This window comes from Ruegeria sp. AG6 (assembly GCF_056541565.1).
This window is the reverse complement of sequence record NZ_JBQFYQ010000017.1, coordinates 1-18,610: the sequence shown is the minus strand read 5'-3', so window position 1 is coordinate 18,610 and position 18,610 is coordinate 1. Positions and strand designations below refer to the sequence as shown.

The following is an 18,610-nucleotide window of genomic DNA, read 5'->3' as shown; positions in this document are numbered from 1 at the left end:
CAAAGGGCACCTCTGCCGGCCTTTGACCGAAAAGTGACCGTGAAATGCGGCGACCTTTACAAAAACCGCTTGCTATGTCGGGGGGGTCGTCTATCCGGTGGCCTGCAAACACTTGACTGGCAGGCATATGACTGAACCCTCTCTCTCCCTCCGCGACAAGCCGGAGACCACCGCCGCACGTGACTGGGTAACAACGCTTGCCAAATATCGCGAACCGGACCAAATGCGCAGCTCTTTTGAGCTGGGCGTGAGCATTGTCCCCTTTTTCGGGCTGTGGGCTTTGTCCTGGATGTCACTGTCAGTCAGCTATTGGCTGGCCTTTGTGATTTCCGTCCTCAATGCTGCCTTTCTGTTGCGCTTGTTTGCCATCCAGCATGATTGCGGGCACGGCGCGTTCTTCAAAAACCGCGCCGTCAGCGACTGGATCGGGCGCGGCATCGGGGTTCTGACACTGACACCATATGATGTCTGGCGCCGCACGCATTCCACGCATCACAACAGTTCCGGCAACCTGGACAAGCGCGGGATGGGCGATATCCACACCCTGACCGTGGCGGAATATCGGGCCAAAACACCACTGAACAGGTTCTGGTACCGCGTGTACCGAAACCCGATCACCTTGTTCGTGCTTGGCCCTGGCTATCTGTTCCTGTTTCAAAACCGCCTTCCGCTGGGCCTGACAGACAGCGTCAGGTTCTGGGTCAGCGCGATGGCGACGAATCTTGCGATTCTGGTTGCCCTTGTGGCCATCTACTATTTTGGCGGGCTGATGCCGATGTTGCTGATCTTTCTGCCGTCGACTCTGATTGCCGCAACGGCCGGCGTTTGGCTGTTTTATGTACAACACCAGTTCGAGAACACGCATTGGGACGCCGATGCAGACTGGCAACTGCATGAAGCGGCGCTGCACGGAAGTTCGCACTATATCCTGCCCTCGGTGTTGCAGTGGTTCAGTGCCAATATCGGCATCCACCATGTACACCACCTCTACAGCCGCATTCCGTTCTACCGTCTGACCGAAGTGCTGCGCGATCATGAAGAACTGGCAAACAGCAACCGAATGACCATCCGGGAAAGCCTCGCCAATGCGCGGCTTCACCTGTGGGACGAGAAGAACCGTCGTCTTTTGTCCTTCGCCGAGGCCCGCGCACTTTATGGGTAACAGGCATGCCCGGCGCTTTCATTTCTGAAATCAAAGCGCATGCCTTGCGTCAACGGCAGGCGTGTGGCGCGGGACAATCTCCATCCATCGCGACGACTTTGGTGGGCGTTATGTTGACAGAGAATGCGCGCGTCACAAACCAGTATTCAGCCGAAGCAAACGCAGGCGAGATAAAGACATCTTCATCCGGATCGCGGCTGGTTTGGTCGCCGACGCCTGGACGGGACATCGATCACGATTGACGCAAACCGCATCGCGCCCTGCATTGCTGCGAAAAGGTCGCGTGACCATCTGGTGACATGAACACCACTCTGCACGGCATTTGTGATGACCAAATGCGGCCGTTCAACCCGTTCGTCGACACTGGGCAAGGCGTGGGCACCGTAAAATAATACTCGCCCCCCGCGCATGTGGGCACGGCAGAAATCGGTCATGCCCTTGCACAAATCGAACGAAATCCCTTGTCACACCCCCGCCCCGATGCCATATGCAAAGAGCTTACGTTTTTCTATTCGACCTACTGTCTCCTTCATCGGCAGTCAGTCTATCGATACAGACCGACGACGCCAGGCTGCCGCAACTCCGTGGGCAGCACTCAAACAGGAGACACGGATATGCCAGCAGGCACCGTAAAATGGTTCAACACCACCAAAGGCTTCGGCTTCATCGCACCGGAAGAGGGCGGCAAAGATGTATTCGTACACATCTCGGCTGTCGAACGTTCGGGCCTGACCGGTCTGGCCGACAACCAGAAAGTCACGTACGAGCTGCGCGCCGGTCGTGACGGCCGCGAAAGCGCCGACAGCATCCAGCTGGCCTGAGCTTGATATCGGGTGAGGGGATCCCCCTCGCCCCTTTCCCGCCACAACCTCGGGTGGCAGACAGGACACATCACGTCCACGTGATGACTGCCCTAGAATTGACCAAATATCATATGATGATGAAATTGGTTTCAGTTTCATTGGTCATTCGACGAGGGTTTCGATGTTTACACGCCGTATTTTTCTGGCCGGAACAGCAGCAAGCATGTTGCCGGGCATCGCCCGCGCCAAAAAGGCGGTCGAGTATGATCCGACGCCGCAATTCGTGCGCATCAAGAAACAGTTCGTACCAGGACAGCTGCTGGTCGCGCCCCGGTCGTTCTACCTTTACTTCGTCACGGAACCTCGCAAGGCGATCCGCTATGGATGCGGCGTCGGCAAAGCGGGGTTGGAGTTTACCGGCACGGCCACCATCGATGTGAAAAAGGAATGGCCGACCTGGCGCCCGACGGATGAGATGATCGAACGTGATCCCGTCGCTTACGCCAAATTCAAGGACAATGACTATGTCCAACCCGGCGGCGGAGATAACCCGCTAGGCGCGCGCGCGCTGTACCTGTTCCAGAACGGTGTCGATACCTATTTCCGCATCCACGGCACGACGCAGCCGCAGACCATTGGCCGGGCAGTGTCCAACGGTTGCATACGGATGCTGAACGAGCATGTGATCGATTTGTACAACCGGGTCCCGATCGGAACAGTTGTCACGGTCGTCTAGGTGCCCATGGATGGGCGCCTATTCCGCTTGACCCGCCTGATCAACAAGCTTCAGAACGGACGGCCCCAGTGATTCAACGATCTTTGCCACCCCATCCGCGTTTGGATGTATTCCGTCCGACTGCATGAACTGCGATACCGCACCGGGGTCGCCCTCTGCCGCAAGACCTTCAAAGAAACTGGCGGTGAAGAGGACGTCGAACTCTTTCGCCAGGTCTGGGTACATCCCGTCGAAAGCTTGCTTGTAATCGGCCCCGTAGTTGCCCGGTGCCTGCATACCGATTAGCAGAACCGGTACATTCACGCCCCGCGCCACGTCCAGGATCCTGCGCAGATTAGCCTTTGATACGGCAGGGTCGATCCCCCGCAGCAGGTCGTTGCCGCCAAGGGCAACGATCATGCCATCCACATCCGGTGTCAGGGTCCAGTCCACACGTGCGGCCCCGCCCGCCGTCGTGTCACCCGAAACGCCTGCGTTGATGACGCGGACATCCGCGCCCTGCGTCTGCAACCAGCGTTCAAGCTGCGGAACAAACCCGCTTTCCTCCACCAGCCCATAGCCCTGAGTCAGCGAGTCCCCCAATGCCGCAATCACCACTTGTTCGGCTGTGGCCGCAAAACCGCACCACGTGAAAAGGCCTGCTATCAAAGCCTTGCGCAATGCGGTGATCGCTCCATATCCCAAAAGACCGCTCCTTTTTCGGGTAGACCCATGACGACTGCTGTTCTCGCCCTCCAAGATGCCTCTTTGTCCCTGGATGGCAATGCCGGGCGGGTCGATATTCTGCATGACATTACGTTGACTGTGGACAAAGGCGAGACTCTGGGGCTTATCGGGCCTTCTGGCTCGGGCAAGTCTTCGCTGCTGATGTTGATGGCGGGGTTGGAACAAGTGACGCGCGGTCAAATCATGGCGCTGGGTCAGGAGCTGACAGACATGGATGAGGACGCTCTGGCCCGGTTTCGACGCGATAGTATGGGGGTGGTGTTTCAGAACTTCCACCTGATCCCGACGATGACCGCGCTTGAAAACGTAGCAACCCCACTGGAACTGGCGGGGCACAAGGATGCGTTCGACCGGGCCAAGCAAGAGCTGGACGCCGTTGGCCTGTCGCACCGTCGCGATCATTACCCGGCGCAACTGTCGGGCGGAGAACAACAGCGTGTTGCCTTGGCACGAGCATCTGCGCCGCGCCCCAAAATCCTGTTGGCTGATGAACCGACCGGGAATCTGGACGAAACCAACGGGGCCGCAATTGTTGATTTGCTGTTTGGTCTGCGCCGGAAATACGATGCAACCCTGGTTCTGGTGACACACAGCCATTCATTGGCCGAAAGATGTGACCGGGTCGTTCGGTTGCGTGACGGCAGGATCGCCGAAGAGACCCGGCAGGAGGCCGCGGAATGAGCCTGCGGATGGCCGGGCGGCTCGCCCGCCGCGAGCTTCGCGGAGGCCTGAGTGGTTTTCGGATCTTTCTGGCCTGTTTGGCGTTGGGGGTCGCCGCCATCGCGGCCGTCGGGTCGGTGCGGCAAGCCATACTGGCTGGGCTTGCGCAAGAAGGGGCCTCGCTGCTGGGGGGCGATGCCGAACTTGAATTCACCTATCGATTTGCCGACCCGGCCGAGCGCGCCTGGATGCAACAGACATCCGTCCAGATGTCCGAGGTTGTTGATTTCCGCTCGATGGCCGTTGTGCCCGGCGCGACAGATCCGGAACGAGCACTGACTCAGGTCAAGTCGGTCGACAACGCGTACCCACTTGTCGGCTCGGTACGGCTGGAACCAGAGATCCCGCTGGAAGACGCCCTGAACGGCAGTTCCGGCTTGCCCGGGGCCGTGATGGAACCTGTGCTGATGGACCGGCTTGGGTTGTCCGTCGGTGATCGGTTTTCACTTGGGGCGCAAGAGTTCATCCTGACGGCAGCCCTGCTGGACGAGCCCGACAGCGCGGCGGATGGGTTTGGCCTTGGGCCGCGCACTCTGGTCCGAACCGAGGCATTGCAGGCGTCCGGTCTGCTGGAACCCGGAACACTGTTTTCAACAAAATACAGGATGATCCTGCCCCGGAACGCAGATCTTTCGGATGTATCCGCAAAGGCTGATGCGGCATTCGAAGGCACGGGGATGCGCTGGACGGATGCGCGCAACGGTGCCCCCGGGATATCCGAGTTCGTCAATCGCCTGAGCGCATTTCTTGTCCTTGTTGGGCTGTCCGGGCTTGCCGTTGGCGGCATCGGCGTTTCTGCCGCCGTGCGTGCTTATCTGGCGCAGAAGACGGAAACCGTTGCGACACTGCGCACCTTGGGGGCCGATCGCGCCACCATTTTTCAAACCTACATGATTCAAATTGGCGTTCTGTCCGTCTTCGGGATCGCGATCGGCCTGACGCTGGGTGGATTGGCGCCGCTTGTTCTGGCCCCACTGCTGGAAAGCCAATTGCCGGTTCCAGCAGTGTTTTCCCTTTATCCACAGCCGCTGATCGAGGCGGCAATATACGGTCTGCTCACAGCGTTCCTGTTCACACTCTGGCCTTTGGCCCGCACCGAAGATGTGCGCGCCGCGACGTTGTTTCGCGACGCGTTGAGCTCGGCCCGCCCCTTTCCACGTCTGATTTACGTCGTGGCAACGGGTGTCGGGCTGTTGTTGCTGATCGCCCTGGCATCATGGTTCAGCGGCTCGACGCGGCTTACCGTCTGGACCGGCGGCGGGCTTGTCGGTGCACTGGCGCTGTTGGCCCTCGCCGCTTATGCCATTCGCAAACTGGCCCGGGCTGGGACTTCGTTGGCCCGCGGGCGACCCACAGTCAGATGGGCGTTGTCGGCCATCTCGGACCCACGCGAAGGCGCAGGGTCTGTGGTTCTGTCACTGGGACTGGGCCTGTCGGTGCTGGCTGCGGTCGGGCAGATCGACGGTACCCTGCGCAACGCCATTTCGGGCAACCTGCCGGATGTCGCGCCGTCGTACTTCTTCGTGGACATCCAGAAAGATCAAATGCCCGGCTTCACCGAACGCCTGCAAAGCGACCCCGCGGTCAGCCGCATTGAAAGCGCGCCGATGTTGCGCGGGATCATCACGCAGATCAACGGCCAGCCCGCTCGGGACGTGGCCGGAGATCACTGGGTGTTGGAAGGGGATCGCGGCGTGACCTATTCGGTTCAACCGCCACCGAAGGCACGCCTGACCGCAGGGGAATGGTGGGCCGAAGATTACGCAGGTGCGCCGCAGGTCAGCTTTGCCGCCGAAGAAGCCGAAGAGATGGGCCTGAACCTGGGCGACCAAATGACCGTCAATATCTTGGGGCGTGACATCACGGCAGAGCTGACGTCCCTGCGCGAGGTAGATTTCTCTACCGCGGGAATGGGCTTCGTCATGTCGATGAACCCCACTGCGCTGGCCGGTGCGCCGCACAGCTTTATCGCGACGGTCTATGCCGAAGAACAGGCCGAGGCGGCCATCCTGCGGGATCTTGCAGGCCAGTTCCCCAATATCACGGCCATCCGGGTGCGCGACGCCATTGATCGTGTCTCGGGCCTGCTGGCAGGCATCGCCGCAGCGACCTCGTACGGTGCAGGAGTATCGCTGCTGACCGGATTTCTGGTTCTGATCGGCGCAGCGGCGGCGGGCGAACCTGCCCGCAGATACGAAGCAGCAATCCTCAGGACATTGGGTGCAGATCGTGGCCGTATCCTGCGCAGCTTTGGCCTGCGATCCGTTCTGCTTGGGGCCGCTGCGGGATGCGTCGCGCTGTTCGTTGGCATTCTGGGCGGCTGGGCCGTTGCCACCTACATCTTCGACACAGAGTTCACGGTCATCTGGTCATCGGCCTTCGGCATCGTTCTGGCCGGGATAGGCGTCACGTTATGTGCTGGGCTGGCATTTGCCCTGCGTCCACTTTCGGTGCGTCCGGCGCGCATATTGCGCGCGAGCGATTGAAATCAGCGCACGCAGGCCACGGGCTGCAAGAGCCTCAGCAGCGGATCATTGTCACATACCAGCGCATCCAGGGTAACATCGTCGAGGGACGCATAGAACACCTCTGCCGCGTCCTGAAGCGCAAGCCTCAGCCGGCAGGCATCCGTGAGCGGGCACGTGTTGTCCGCGTCGGCGAAACACTCGGCAATGGGCAAAGCCCCTTCAACATGCCGGAACACCGCACCGATGCGTATCTGATCCGCGGGGCGCGCCAGTGACATGCCACCGTTACGACCGCGCTGTGTGCTCAGATAGTTCAGCTGGCTCAGCTGATTGATCACCTGCGCCAGATGGTTTTCCGAAATGTTGCACACTTCGGCGATTTCGGATTTCGTGACCAGCCTGTCCGGGTGAGCTGCGCAATACATCAACAGGCGCACAGCGATATTCGTCCTTTTGGTAATCCGCATGAGGGCCTCCCTAAATTCAAGATGCAACCTTATTGCATGTCCGGGAAAAAAGCGGTTTGACATACATCAATCGACCCAAAGGACACTTCTCGGATGGCCGACCCCTATTTCTTTGGCTATGGCAGCCTCGTGAACCTCGCGACGCATGATTTCCCCGGTCCGCGCCCCGCGCGACTGAAGGGTTGGCGGCGGGCCTGGCGGCATACCGATCTGCGACCCGTGGCGTTTCTGACTGCCGTGCCCGACCCGAAGTCAGAGATCGAAGGCATGATTGCGCATGTTCCCAATAATGACTGGGCCGCGCTGGATGAACGGGAATGGGCGTATGACCGGATTCCTGCAACGCAGTCGGTTTCACATCCCCTGACGCACGACGTCGAAATAGCTGTCTACGCCGTCCCGCAGGATCGGCACAGCCAGCCCAGCAATCACCACCCGTTGCTGCTCAGCTATATCGATGTTGTCGTGCAGGGTTACTTGCGGGCATTCGGCGAGGACGGCGCGGATCGATTCTTTGAGACGACAACAGGCTGGGACGCCCCGATCCTGAATGATCGCGCCGAACCGCGTTACCCACGCCACCAGCAACTCAAACCTGTCGAACGTGATTTTGTCGATGACCGCCTGACAAGTTTGTCGGTTCGGTTCGTACAGCCGGCGTAACAAAAAGGGCCACGCCGATGACGTGGCCCAGAAAATTGGTGTGCCACCACGTTAGCCGCGCGCGCGGATCACCTGTAGCAACGGCATCAGCGCAGCCATTTCCGGGCCGCGCTCCATGCCGGTCAACGCTTTGCGCAGTGGCATGAACAGGCCTTTGCCCTTGCGACCGGTTGCCTCTTTAACGGCTTTGGTCCAGGTGCCCCACGTGTCACCATCGAACGGGCCTTCGGGCAGAAAAGCCATCGCCTGGGTAATGAATTCCCGATCTTCATCGGCGATCAGGGGATCTGCCCCGTCACGACACAGCTCCCACCAGCCCTTGAGATCGGCCAGGGTGGTGATGTTTTCACGGGCCATTGCCCAGAAAGGTTCTGCCAATTCATCGGGAACACCGGCATCCGCAACGGCACTGGCCACATCGGACAGCGACAGCGATTGCAAATACCTGGCAGTCAGCGGGAACAGGTCCTGCACATCGAACTTGGTCGGCGCGGCGCCAAACCGGTTCACATCGAACCCTTCGATCAGTTCGGCCATTTCCGAGCGCAGCTCAACCGGGTCAGACGAGCCCAGACGTGCCATCAGGCTCAGCAGCGCCATAGGCTGCACACCCTGCTCGCGCAGATCGCGCAACGCCAGCGTGCCCAGACGTTTCGACAGCGCCTCACCCTGCGGGCCGGTCAGCAGCGAATGGTGGGCAAAGCGCGGGCAGGTGCCCCCCAGCGCCTTGATGATCTGTATTTGCGTCGCCGTGTTGGTCACATGGTCCGAGCCGCGCACTACATCCGTGACGCCCATCTCGGTGTCATCCACCACCGACGCGATCGTATAAAGAACCTGACCATCGCCACGGATCAGCACCGGGTCCGAAACGGACGCCGCATCGATCGAGATGTCACCCAAGATGCCATCGGTCCATTCGATCCGTTCATGATCCAGCTTGAAGCGCCAGACGCCGTTGCCGCGCTCAGTGCGCAGGGCCTCTTTCTCGGCATCCGACAGGTTCAGCGCGGCGCGATCATAGACCGGAGGCTTGCCCATGTTCAGTTGCTTCTTGCGCTTCAGGTCCAGCTCGGTGGGCGTCTCGAAAGCTTCATAAAACCGGCCCATCTCGCGCAGCTTGTCGGCGGCCTCGGCATAGCGGTCCAGACGCTCGGACTGACGTTCAATCCGGTCCCAATGCAGGCCCAGCCACTCCATATCCTGCTTGATGGCGTCGACATATTCTTCTTTCGACCGCTCAGGATCAGTGTCGTCGATACGCAAGATGAAAGTGCCGCCTGCCTTGCGGGCGATCAGATAGTTCATCAGGGCGGTGCGCAGGTTGCCCACATGGATGTAACCGGTGGGCGACGGGGCGAAACGGGTGGTTGTCATGGGTGTCTCCTGTTGGCGCGGCTCTTGTCACAAAGGCGCGATTTTGTCCAGCCGCCGCTTGATCCATCAGGTGATTCAGAAAGGTTTCACCGGCCACACCCTGTCGAGGTCGTCCAGTCCGGCGCGAATGAGTTCGCGCAAAACACCCCTGTCGATATCCGCCAGTTTGTTGACGTAAAGACAGGACTTGCCCAGCTTGTGCTTTCCCAATCTGGCCATGAGATCCGCAAAATCTGCGTAACCCGGCATGGTGTAAATCACCAAAGCTGATTTGCGCGGCGAAAAACCGGTTGCCAGAAAGTCCCCTTCACGACCCGTTTTGTAGCGATAATGGTAGCGGCCATACCCGACGATCGACGGGCCCCACATGACCGGTTTAAACCCGGTGGTGGCGCGAAACAACTTGTCAAGCTGGTGCGCGTCTTCAGCACGGCGCGCCGGTTGAACCGTTTTCAGGAAATTCTCGACGCTTTGATCTGTCGGAACTGTCTTATTGTCTGATCGCGCCATGAACAAAAATTAACACGTATTATTCATCCATGCACCCCATCTGAATGGCGTATAAACTGGCAAGAAACTCTCGACGCCCTAACTGCAACATTGATGTCCTGACAGGGAGAACGAAGATGACAATAAAACTTACACGCCGCGCCGCTTTGGGAAGTGCCGCTGCCTTGCCGTTTGCTGCTGCGGCCGCACCGGTTCTGGCCGCCAGCCCGGAAACCAAAGCAAACTCGACCATCGCAAGGTCATTTCATATTGGCGACTTCACGGTCACGACCCTGCTGGATGGCAGCTTTCCACGCGACGGAGCCAAAGAGATTTTTGGGGGCGGAGCGACGGACGATGAATTTGCCAAGGTTTCGGCTGAAAACTTCATTCCGGCAGACGTCGCACAGTTTTTCTTTACCCCCTCACTGGTCAACACAGGATCAGAGCTGGTTCTGTTTGATACCGGTCTGGGGCAAGGTGGCATACAGGCCGCGCTGGCAGATGCGGGTGTGACCCCGGATCAGATCGATGTGGTCGTGATAACGCATATGCACCCTGACCATATCGGTGGCATGACCACCGAAGGCGCGCCCACCTTCGCCAATGCGCGCTACGTGACGGCGTCTCCGGAGTATGATTTCTGGGCTGCGCAGGACGCAGGCAATCGCGTGGGCGATCTGGTCGCTGAAAAAGTCACACCGCTGGCCGAGAAAATGACCTTTGTCGAAGACGGAGGCGAGGTTGCCTCGGGCATTACCGCAGTGGCCGCTTATGGCCACACACCGGGCCACACGGTCTACCATCTGGAAAGTAACGGGCAACGTCTGGTGCTGACGGCGGATTTGGCCAACCACTATGTCTGGTCTTTCGCCCATCCCGAATGGGAAGTCCGGTTTGACATGGACAAGGCCGCAGCCACTGACGCACGCCGTGATGTTCTTGGCATGCTGGCTGCCGACAAGGTACCTATGGTCGGCTATCACATGCCATTCCCCGGCGCCGGGTATGTTGAGACCCGTGGAGAAGGCTTTCGCTTTGTCCCGGTCAGCTACCAGATGATGGGCTGAGCGTTCAGTACCCCGGATCCGGCCGTACTTTTGAACCGTCACTGAACCGCGACAAGCGAAAGGCGGCCGGGTCCACGCAAGGCGTTGTTTCGGCAACCAGATCGGCCATCAGCCGCCCCGCCCCGGGCCCGATTCCGAAACCATGGCCCGAAAACCCCGTGGCAATGTACATTCCCGGCAGATCATCCACGCCCGAGATGACGGGAATGGCATCCGGCGTCACATCGATCATACCTGCCCAGCTTTGTACGATCTCGCCTGTTTGCACAGCGGGGTATCCCTTGCATGCACTGGCCCAGGCGCGTCGCAACGTTTTTTGAGACGGCTCAGGGTCCAGGATCCGGCACTGTTCGAATGGTGTCACATCGGTTGGCAGCCATCTTCGGTTCTGTTGTGCTTCGATCGTCCAGCGTTTGGACAGGCGAAAGCGCAGAGATTTCCACTCCTGCACAAAAGCCGGCAGGAACTGAATCGCCAATCGAAAACTGTCCGGCACGATGTCCACGGTATTCTCATGACCGGACGCAATAGTGTACCCGCCATCTGCCCGTTTTCGGATCGCAAAGTCATCCGACCACAACGCCGCCTCGGGCCCCTCTGCGATAGGGGATGTGCGCAGGACCGTATTCAGAACCTTCAACTGCGGCAGCTCGATCCCAGCATTTCCTGCAAACAGGCGCGACCACGCACCCCCGGCCAGAACGACGCGGCCGCTGGCAACTTTGCCGCGCTCGGTGAAAACACCGGCGATACGTCCAGCCTGAATGTCCAAACTGCGCACGGCGCAATTCGTCATGATCACCGCGCCCCGAGCCCGCGCAGCTTCGGCAATGGCGGGGGCTGTCCATTGAGGTTCGGCACGACCGTCCTGCGGCATGTACAAAGCGGTTTCAAAGCCCGATTGGTTGCCGTGCAAAAGGTCTGCCAACTCACCGCCCGAAACCATCCGCGCGCCGGTCTGCAATCCTTCGACATGGTGCAGCCAACGTTCCATGTTGCCGGCATCCCGCTTGCCGGATGCGCCAAAAAGGATACCGGATCGGGTGTAACCTGTCTTGCGGTCGAGCCGGTCATCGAGCGTCTGCCAGATGCGCGACGATTCCTGCATCAGGGGTATCTCTCTTGGGTCCCGCATCCCAAGACGGACCCAACCCCAATTGCGAGAACTTTGTTCGGCTGCAATCTGCCCTTTTTCGCACAAAAGAACCAAAGCGCCCCGCTCTGCCAGTTCCAATGCGGTTGAAACGCCGATGATTCCGCCGCCGATGACCACGACATCCACGGTTTTGGGCAGGGCAAGATCAGGTTCTACAGGAGTCGGTTTGGGCGCGGTCATCAATAAGCCTTACTCTGTCACTTGGACCGCTATGGAGACCAAAAGACAAAGCATGGGCAATACAAACTGCCACCGCAACATACGATTTTCGGCTTCTGTGACCCAGACGCCTGAGGTTAAAAGCGCGGGGCCAAAGGTTACGCTGCGCCGGACAATTCCGCCCATTTCTGGCGCAAGATCGCGGACAACCGGTTTTCCTTCAGCGCCCCTTGCGCGGATACGTCTTCCTGTGGAAGCAATTGCGGAAACTCTGGCCGCAACATGACCGCTTTCTGATCTTCCGACTGCCGCTGCTCATTCAACAGATCGTCAATTGCTGCATCCAGCTTTTCTTCATCCAAATCTTGCGGCAAAGATTCCATTGTGCGCCATTTCAAAGGCGCATGAAGCGATCTTTCAACATTCTCGTACATTTTAACACCAAACCATTCACTCAGACATCCAACCCCGGATACGCCGCGATCACCACGGCTGGCCCTCGCCATCAACAACAATGCGTCGCATCCGCCCCACATTGGGCAACTTCCAAGCAAAAATGTGTCAGAAAAATGTCACCCAAGCAAGCCAGAGATGGCCTTTTTCGCCCCGTTGCACGGGCTTTGCTCCTCGATCAGGGGACAATGCGCAGCGCGGAAACTTCACTGTTTCCGATCTGACGGGTTTGGCTTCGATTTCAGTGACGATCACGCCAGCGATTTACGATCGGGTACCGCCGGTCCAGCCAGAATGCCCGCTTGCTCAAGCGTGTGCCCGGAGCGGACTGGAACCGTTTGTACTCGCTGATATAGATCAGGTGCTCGACCTTTCGCGCGTCCGCCTCGTCAAATCCGGCGGCGACGCAATCCGCGATGGAGCCATCCTGATCGACCAGAATGTCAAGTATCGCGTCCAGTACGGGATAGTCCGGCAGACTGTCGCTGTCTTTCTGATCTTCGCGCAGTTCGGCGCTGGGGGGTTTGTCGATGACGGACGGGCGAATGACCTCTCCGTCAGGCCCCATCATCCAGTCTCGATGATTGGCGTTGCGCCAGCGGCAGGTTTCGAACACGCGGGTCTTGTACAGATCCTTGATCGGGTTGTAGCCGCCATTCATATCACCATAGATCGTGGCATAGCCCACCGCGACCTCGGACTTGTTGCCGGTGGTCAACAGCATTTCGCCGAATTTGTTCGAGATTGCCATCAGCAAAAGCCCGCGCAGGCGCGACTGAATGTTCTCCTCGGTCAAGCCTTCGTCCAACCCCGCAAATAGCGGAGCGAGCGTGTTGGTGACGGCAGCCCGGCTTTCCGAAATCGGCACATGGTCATAGTGCACACCCAGCGCCTTGGCGACGGCCTCGGCATCGTCCAATGACGCTTGGCTGGTATATTCCGACGGCAACATCACGCAGCGAACATTGTCGGCCCCGATGGCATCCACCGCGATGGTCGCCACCAACGCGGAATCGATCCCTCCGGACAGTCCCAGAACTGCTTTTTTGAAACCGGTCTTGCCCATATAGTCCCGCAGGGACTGCACCATCGCGCGATAATCCTGCTCCCACACATCCGGCTGGGGCACGATTTCTGTCGGCACAATGCGCCAGCCATCGTCGCCACGCTCAAGATCCACCTGCGCAACCACTTCGTCGAATACCGGCATCCGGAAGGCCAGCTCTCCGCCCGGGTTGAGACCGAAGCTGGCGCCGTCAAAGACCTGATCGTCCTGCCCGCCGACCATGTTCAGGTAGATCAGCGGCAGGCCCGTTTCGACCACGCGCGCGACCATATGGTTCAGACGTACATCGTATTTGTTCCGGAAATAGGGCGACCCATTGGGGATCAGCAGAAACTCGGCCCCGGTTTCCTCAAGGGTTTCCGCCACATCCGGGTGCCAGCCATCCTCGCAGATGGGGCTGCCGATCCGGAAGTTGCCAACCGAATAAGGACCACCCAGAGGACCCGCATCATACAGGCGCACTTCGTCGAAAACAGTCTCATTCGGCAAGTGGTGCTTCAGAACCTTGCTGGTGATCCGCCCCCCCTTCAGGATCAGATAGGCATTGTACAACTTGCCATCATCGATCCACGGACCACCCAGGGCAATCGCGGGTCCATCGGCGCATTTTCCGGCCAGAGTCTCGACCGCATCCATGGCCGCGCGATGAAACACCGGCTTCAGCACCAGATCCTGCGTGTTGTATCCGGTGATGAACATCTCGGGGAACGCCACCAGATCGGCGCCCGCCGCTTTGCCCTGTTCCCACGCGGCAACGACCTTGGCCGCATTGCCGTCGATATCCCCTACGGTCGGGTTCAGTTGCGCCAGAGTGATACGGAAACGGTCGGCCATGCTGCCCTCTTGCCTCGTCAGTCCTACTGCCATTTAGCAGATCACCGCGCGAGTAAAAGGCCAATGCGGCAAAACCCGTTGCCCTGCCCTCGACGGTGTCCTAGTTTTGCGCCCAGGGATGCAACCAACGATGATCCGGCAGGCAGGACCAAAATGAACGTGATCCGAAACTCAATTGGGGCTGTGGCCATGAGCCTGGCAGCTGCGACCGCTGTTGCGCAGGACGGCACGATTATCGTCAAGGATGACGAAGTGGGCGGCGTCTACGAGGGCACTTATGAGAATGGCCTGCGCCACGGGACGGGTACGTATCGGCTGCCCAACGGGTTCGAATACACCGGCCAGTGGGTGGAAGGCGAAATTCAGGGCCAGGGCATCACCAAGTACCCGGATGGATCGGTTTATGAAGGCGCGTTCGTCAAAGGTCAGCCGGACGGGCGCGGCAAGATCGTTTACGCCAATGGCAGCAGCTATGACGGTGAATGGTCCAACGGATCCATTAACGGCACGGGCATCGCTGAATTTGCCAATGGCTCGCGCTATGAGGGTGAGTTCAGGAACGCGCAACGGCACGGCAACGGCAAACTGACCTTTCCCGACGGATATGTCTACGATGGCGACTGGGTGGACGGTCAGCGGCAAGGTAAGGCCACGATCACCTATGCCGATGGCAGCGTTTACGAAGGCGATGTCAACGCCGGCTTGCGCGATGGCACAGGCACCCAGACGATGCCTGACGGAATGGTGTACGAAGGCGAATGGACGCAGGACCAGATCACCGGAACTGGTCGCCTGACCTATGCCAATGGTGATGTGTATGAAGGCGAGCTTGTGCAGGGGCGCCGTCAGGGCAAAGGCAAAGTGACTCACGCGTCAGGGGACGTCTATGAGGGCGACTTTGTCGATGATCGCCGCCATGGCAAGGGCACGTTCACCGGAACCGATGGATTTGTGTACACCGGCGACTGGAACCAGGGTCAGATAGAAGGCCTGGGTGAACTGACCTATCCCGACGGTTCGGTTTACGTGGGCGATTTCGTGGCCGATCTGGCGGAAGGAAACGGCCGCATTACCTATCCCGACGGCTCCACTTACGAGGGTGAGTGGATCGCTGGCGTTATCGAAGGTCAGGGTACAGCGACCTATGCCACCGGCATGATCTACAGGGGCCAGTTCAAAAACGCGCAAAGCCACGGCAAGGGTGTGATGACCCGCGCGGACGGTTCGATCTATGACGGAGACTGGGTCAACGGGGTCCGTCAGGGAAAAGGCAAGGCGACCTACTCTGACGGCACGGTCTACACCGGGGACTTCGTGAACGGAAAGCGTCACGGCAAAGGAGAAATCGTGACCCCTGCCGGGTTCAAGTATGTCGGCGACTGGTCCGAAGGCAAAATCAACGGTGAAGGCATAGCGACCTATTCGAACGGCGACGTCTATGAGGGCAACTTTGTCGACAACAAAAGGCAGGGCAGCGGAACCATGCGCTATGCCAACGGGCAAGAAGAAACCGGTATCTGGGAAAACGGTGTTTTGCCAAATCAAACCCCGGACCAGCAGGGCGGCGCAGACGCTCCGGCACAGCAGACAGACCCGGATTCAGAGGTGGCACAACCAGATCCGTCTGGCGAATGATCGCTCACCAGGGAACAGGTTTTCCGGCCCAGTCAAAGAACCCACCGGTATCCGCCGGGCGCAACCCGCCGATCACGGACATCAGGTTGCGCGCGGCTTCACCGGGTTCAACGGCAGGGTGCCGTCCCAGATATTTCCGAGTAAACTCTGTCTTGACCGTGCCGGGATGCAGCGCAACACATATCGCCTGTTTATGGGTCCGGGCCAATTCAATTGCCGAAGTATGGACGATTTGATTGACCGCGGCCTTGGCCGCGCGGTAGCTGATCCAGCCGCCCATCCGATTGTCGCCAATGGACCCGACCCGCGCGGACAATACAGCAAATACCGAACGCCGCTGTCGCGGCAACAACTGATGGGCCCGGCTTAGCACCAACGCCGGACCTACGGCATTCAGAGCAAACTGGTCCATCATTGCCCTTGCCGAAACAGATCGAATGGTCTTTTCGGGCGCATTGCCTGAAATTTCCAGCGCCCCGGAAGCGACAAGAACAAGATCGAACGGGCCCGATAAGCGATCAAGCATCCGGCTCGCTTGATCTGGCTCCATCAGATCGAACCCCTCGACAGAGCGCGAGAGGCACGTCACCGCAACGCCCTGTGCCTCCAATTGCTCGCGTACGGCCGCACCAATCCCGCCGGACGCACCAATGATCAAAGCAGTATCCATCTGTGACCAGCTAGCGGCATGGACGGATCAATCAAGGGACGGGAATTTCCAACCCCCTGCACCGCAACTTGTCGAAAATTGGTTCTTTTCATTCCCGGCGGCGTCTGTATAACCTCAGACCCATGATCAACTGCGCAGATATCCCTTTTGCCAAAGCCGCCCCTCGCGGCGCGGTTCTGCGTGGCCTACTGATCCTAATCCGCCTCTGAGCGTGCCATCCGGCGCGCCCGCTCAGAGGAGGACGCCAGCGCGCCAACAGGCTTTAGGACAGACAAGAAAGAGATTCCCATGACCAACGTGACCGACCAAGACCGCGTCTTGATCTTCGATACCACTTTGCGCGACGGCGAGCAGAGCCCCGGCGCGACCATGACCCATGACGAAAAGCTCGAGATTGCCGAACTGTTGGATGACATGGGCGTCGACATCATCGAAGCCGGTTTTCCGATCGCATCCGAAGGTGACTTCAAAGCGGTAACCGAGATCGCGCAACGATCCAAAAACAGCCGCATCTGCGGTCTGGCCCGCGCCAATTTCGCCGATATCGATCGCTGCTGGGAGGCGGTCAAACACGCGGAACAGAACCGCATTCACACCTTCATCGGCACCTCTCCACTGCACCGCGCCATTCCGAACCTGACACAGGACGAGATGGCTGACAAAATCCACGAAACGGTCAGCCACGCGCGCAACCTGTGCGAAAACGTGCAGTGGTCGCCGATGGATGCAACCCGGACCGAATGGGATTACCTGTGCCGCGTCATCGAAATCGCGATCAAGGCCGGGGCAACCACCATCAATATCCCCGACACCGTGGGATATACTGCGCCTCTGGAATCCGCTGACCTGATCAAACGCCTGATCGAAACGGTTCCGGGCGCAGATGAGGTGATCTTTGCCACCCATTGTCACAACGACCTCGGCATGGCGACAGCGAACTCGCTGGCGGCCGTCATCGGTGGCGCACGCCAGATCGAATGCACCATCAACGGCCTGGGCGAACGCGCCGGCAACACCGCCCTGGAAGAGGTCGTGATGGCAATGCGCACGCGCAATGACATCATGCCCTTCCACACCGGGATCGACACGACCAAGATCATGCATATCTCTCGCCGGGTCGCCACGGTGTCGGGCTTCAACGTGCAGTTCAACAAGGCCATCGTCGGCAAGAACGCGTTTGCCCACGAAAGCGGTATCCATCAGGACGGCATGCTCAAGAACCGCGACAATTTCGAGATCATGCGCCCCGAGGATATCGGCCTGTCGGGCACGTCCCTGCCTCTGGGCAAGCACTCGGGCCGCGCGGCTCTGCGCGACAAACTGGAAACGCTGGGTTTTGAAGTTGGCGACAATCAACTCAAAGACATCTTCGTGCGGTTCAAGGATCTGGCGGATCGCAAGAAAGAAGTGTTCGACGACGATCTCATTGCGCTGATGACGTTGGACGAGGCGGACGACTATCTGCAATTGGTGTCGATGAAAGTCACCTGCGGCACCGGCGGCCAGGCGGAATCGACGGTCGAGCTGGAAGTCGACGGCAAGGACGTCATCGCAACTGAACACGGTGACGGGCCGGTAGACGCAACCTTCAAGGCGATCCGTGCGATTTACCCCAACACGGCCCGTTTGCAGCTGTATCAGGTTCATGCGGTGACCGAAGGCACCGATGCGCAGGCCACGGTTTCGGTCAGGCTGGAAGAAGATGGCATGATCGCCACGGGTCAGTCGGCGAACACGGATACTGTCGTGGCTTCGGCCAAAGCCTATATCCACGCGCTGAACCGCCTGATCGTGCGCCGGGAAAAGACCGGCCCGGGCGCGGATGCCCGCGAAATCAGCTACAAAGACCTGACCTGATCAAAATTGGCGCGGTGAGGGGCTCCCGCACCTGCGGGTGCCCGGCTGCGCCGAGCACCCTTGCAGCTTTGGGCCCGGCAGCGCGCCTGCGGCGCGCTG

The 18,610-nt window shown here is 59.3% G+C and carries 17 protein-coding genes; 9 read left to right on the top strand and 8 right to left on the bottom strand.

Annotated features, from left to right (window positions below; genetic code table 11):
* The first annotated feature begins 127 nt into the window (after positions 1 to 127).
* The 3 genes from ACR0I0_RS19955 (at position 128) to ACR0I0_RS19945 (ending at position 2,701) form a co-directional block, all read left to right on the top strand.
* A complete protein-coding gene (locus ACR0I0_RS19955) occupies positions 128 to 1,162 on the top strand; it encodes a fatty acid desaturase (protein ID WP_171634793.1) in 1,035 nt (344 codons plus the stop codon).
* A 614-nt stretch (positions 1,163 to 1,776) separates the two neighbouring features.
* Positions 1,777 to 1,983, top strand: coding sequence for a cold-shock protein (locus tag ACR0I0_RS19950; RefSeq protein WP_152456904.1), 207 nt, complete (start codon positions 1,777 to 1,779; stop codon positions 1,981 to 1,983).
* A gap of 163 nt (positions 1,984 to 2,146) precedes the next feature.
* A complete protein-coding gene (locus ACR0I0_RS19945; RefSeq protein WP_152456903.1) occupies positions 2,147 to 2,701 on the top strand; it encodes a L,D-transpeptidase in 555 nt (184 codons plus the stop codon).
* Between the two features lie 18 nt (positions 2,702 to 2,719).
* On the opposite strand, the gene ACR0I0_RS19940 is transcribed toward ACR0I0_RS19945, so the two are convergent.
* Positions 2,720 to 3,385 carry an arylesterase gene (locus tag ACR0I0_RS19940; RefSeq protein WP_171634795.1) on the bottom strand — a complete coding sequence of 222 codons (666 nt, stop codon included), beginning with the start codon at positions 3,383 to 3,385 and terminating at the stop codon, positions 2,720 to 2,722.
* Between the two features lie 27 nt (positions 3,386 to 3,412).
* Between ACR0I0_RS19940 and ACR0I0_RS19935 the strand changes: the two genes are divergently transcribed.
* Together ACR0I0_RS19935 and ACR0I0_RS19930 are read left to right on the top strand one after the other, a co-directional pair.
* On the top strand, positions 3,413 to 4,108 hold the full coding sequence (locus ACR0I0_RS19935) for an ABC transporter ATP-binding protein (RefSeq protein WP_171724232.1): 696 nt from the start codon (positions 3,413 to 3,415) through the stop codon (positions 4,106 to 4,108).
* Positions 4,105 to 6,633: an ABC transporter permease gene (locus ACR0I0_RS19930; protein WP_480492605.1), complete on the top strand. Its 2,529-nt coding sequence runs from the start codon at positions 4,105 to 4,107 to the stop codon at positions 6,631 to 6,633. Before ACR0I0_RS19935 ends, ACR0I0_RS19930 begins: the two co-directional genes overlap by 4 nt.
* A gap of 2 nt (positions 6,634 to 6,635) precedes the next feature.
* On the opposite strand, the gene ACR0I0_RS19925 is transcribed toward ACR0I0_RS19930, so the two are convergent.
* Complete coding sequence (locus ACR0I0_RS19925; protein ID WP_170346430.1) at positions 6,636 to 7,082, bottom strand: RrF2 family transcriptional regulator; 447 nt, start codon at positions 7,080 to 7,082, stop codon at positions 6,636 to 6,638.
* Positions 7,083 to 7,175: 93 nt separating this feature from the next.
* On the opposite strand from ACR0I0_RS19925, the gene ACR0I0_RS19920 reads away from it, so the two are divergent.
* Positions 7,176 to 7,745, top strand: a complete 570-nt coding sequence (locus ACR0I0_RS19920; protein ID WP_210093301.1) for a gamma-glutamylcyclotransferase family protein — start codon at positions 7,176 to 7,178, stop codon at positions 7,743 to 7,745.
* A 51-nt stretch (positions 7,746 to 7,796) separates the two neighbouring features.
* Here the strand turns inward: ACR0I0_RS19920 and gltX are convergent, their stop codons facing one another.
* On the bottom strand, positions 7,797 to 9,122 hold the full coding sequence (gltX, locus tag ACR0I0_RS19915) for a glutamate--tRNA ligase (RefSeq protein ID WP_480492603.1): 1,326 nt from the start codon (positions 9,120 to 9,122) through the stop codon (positions 7,797 to 7,799).
* A gap of 75 nt (positions 9,123 to 9,197) precedes the next feature.
* Positions 9,198 to 9,632: a DUF1801 domain-containing protein gene (locus tag ACR0I0_RS19910; RefSeq protein ID WP_480492602.1), complete on the bottom strand. Its 435-nt coding sequence runs from the start codon at positions 9,630 to 9,632 to the stop codon at positions 9,198 to 9,200.
* A gap of 116 nt (positions 9,633 to 9,748) precedes the next feature.
* On the opposite strand from ACR0I0_RS19910, the gene ACR0I0_RS19905 reads away from it, so the two are divergent.
* On the top strand, positions 9,749 to 10,681 hold the full coding sequence (locus ACR0I0_RS19905) for an MBL fold metallo-hydrolase (protein WP_171634809.1): 933 nt from the start codon (positions 9,749 to 9,751) through the stop codon (positions 10,679 to 10,681).
* A gap of 4 nt (positions 10,682 to 10,685) precedes the next feature.
* Here the strand turns inward: ACR0I0_RS19905 and ACR0I0_RS19900 are convergent, their stop codons facing one another.
* From ACR0I0_RS19900 to ACR0I0_RS19890, 3 genes are all read right to left on the bottom strand, one after another.
* A complete protein-coding gene (locus ACR0I0_RS19900) occupies positions 10,686 to 12,017 on the bottom strand; it encodes an NAD(P)/FAD-dependent oxidoreductase (protein ID WP_480492599.1) in 1,332 nt (443 codons plus the stop codon).
* A gap of 137 nt (positions 12,018 to 12,154) precedes the next feature.
* The gene (locus tag ACR0I0_RS19895) at positions 12,155 to 12,379 is read right to left on the bottom strand and encodes a hypothetical protein (protein WP_480492598.1); all 225 of its coding nucleotides are present in this window, start codon (positions 12,377 to 12,379) and stop codon (positions 12,155 to 12,157) included.
* Between the two features lie 311 nt (positions 12,380 to 12,690).
* Complete coding sequence (locus ACR0I0_RS19890; RefSeq protein ID WP_480492597.1) at positions 12,691 to 14,349, bottom strand: NAD+ synthase; 1,659 nt, start codon at positions 14,347 to 14,349, stop codon at positions 12,691 to 12,693.
* Between the two features lie 153 nt (positions 14,350 to 14,502).
* On the opposite strand from ACR0I0_RS19890, the gene ACR0I0_RS19885 reads away from it, so the two are divergent.
* Positions 14,503 to 15,984 carry an MORN repeat-containing protein gene (locus ACR0I0_RS19885; protein ID WP_480492595.1) on the top strand — a complete coding sequence of 494 codons (1,482 nt, stop codon included), beginning with the start codon at positions 14,503 to 14,505 and terminating at the stop codon, positions 15,982 to 15,984.
* A 4-nt stretch (positions 15,985 to 15,988) separates the two neighbouring features.
* Here ACR0I0_RS19885 and ACR0I0_RS19880 read toward each other — a convergent pair whose 3' ends face one another.
* Positions 15,989 to 16,654: an SDR family NAD(P)-dependent oxidoreductase gene (locus ACR0I0_RS19880; RefSeq protein ID WP_171634821.1), complete on the bottom strand. Its 666-nt coding sequence runs from the start codon at positions 16,652 to 16,654 to the stop codon at positions 15,989 to 15,991.
* Between the two features lie 288 nt (positions 16,655 to 16,942).
* On the opposite strand from ACR0I0_RS19880, the gene ACR0I0_RS19875 reads away from it, so the two are divergent.
* Positions 16,943 to 18,511: a 2-isopropylmalate synthase gene (locus ACR0I0_RS19875; RefSeq protein ID WP_171634829.1), complete on the top strand. Its 1,569-nt coding sequence runs from the start codon at positions 16,943 to 16,945 to the stop codon at positions 18,509 to 18,511.
* Positions 18,512 to 18,610 lie beyond the last annotated feature (99 nt).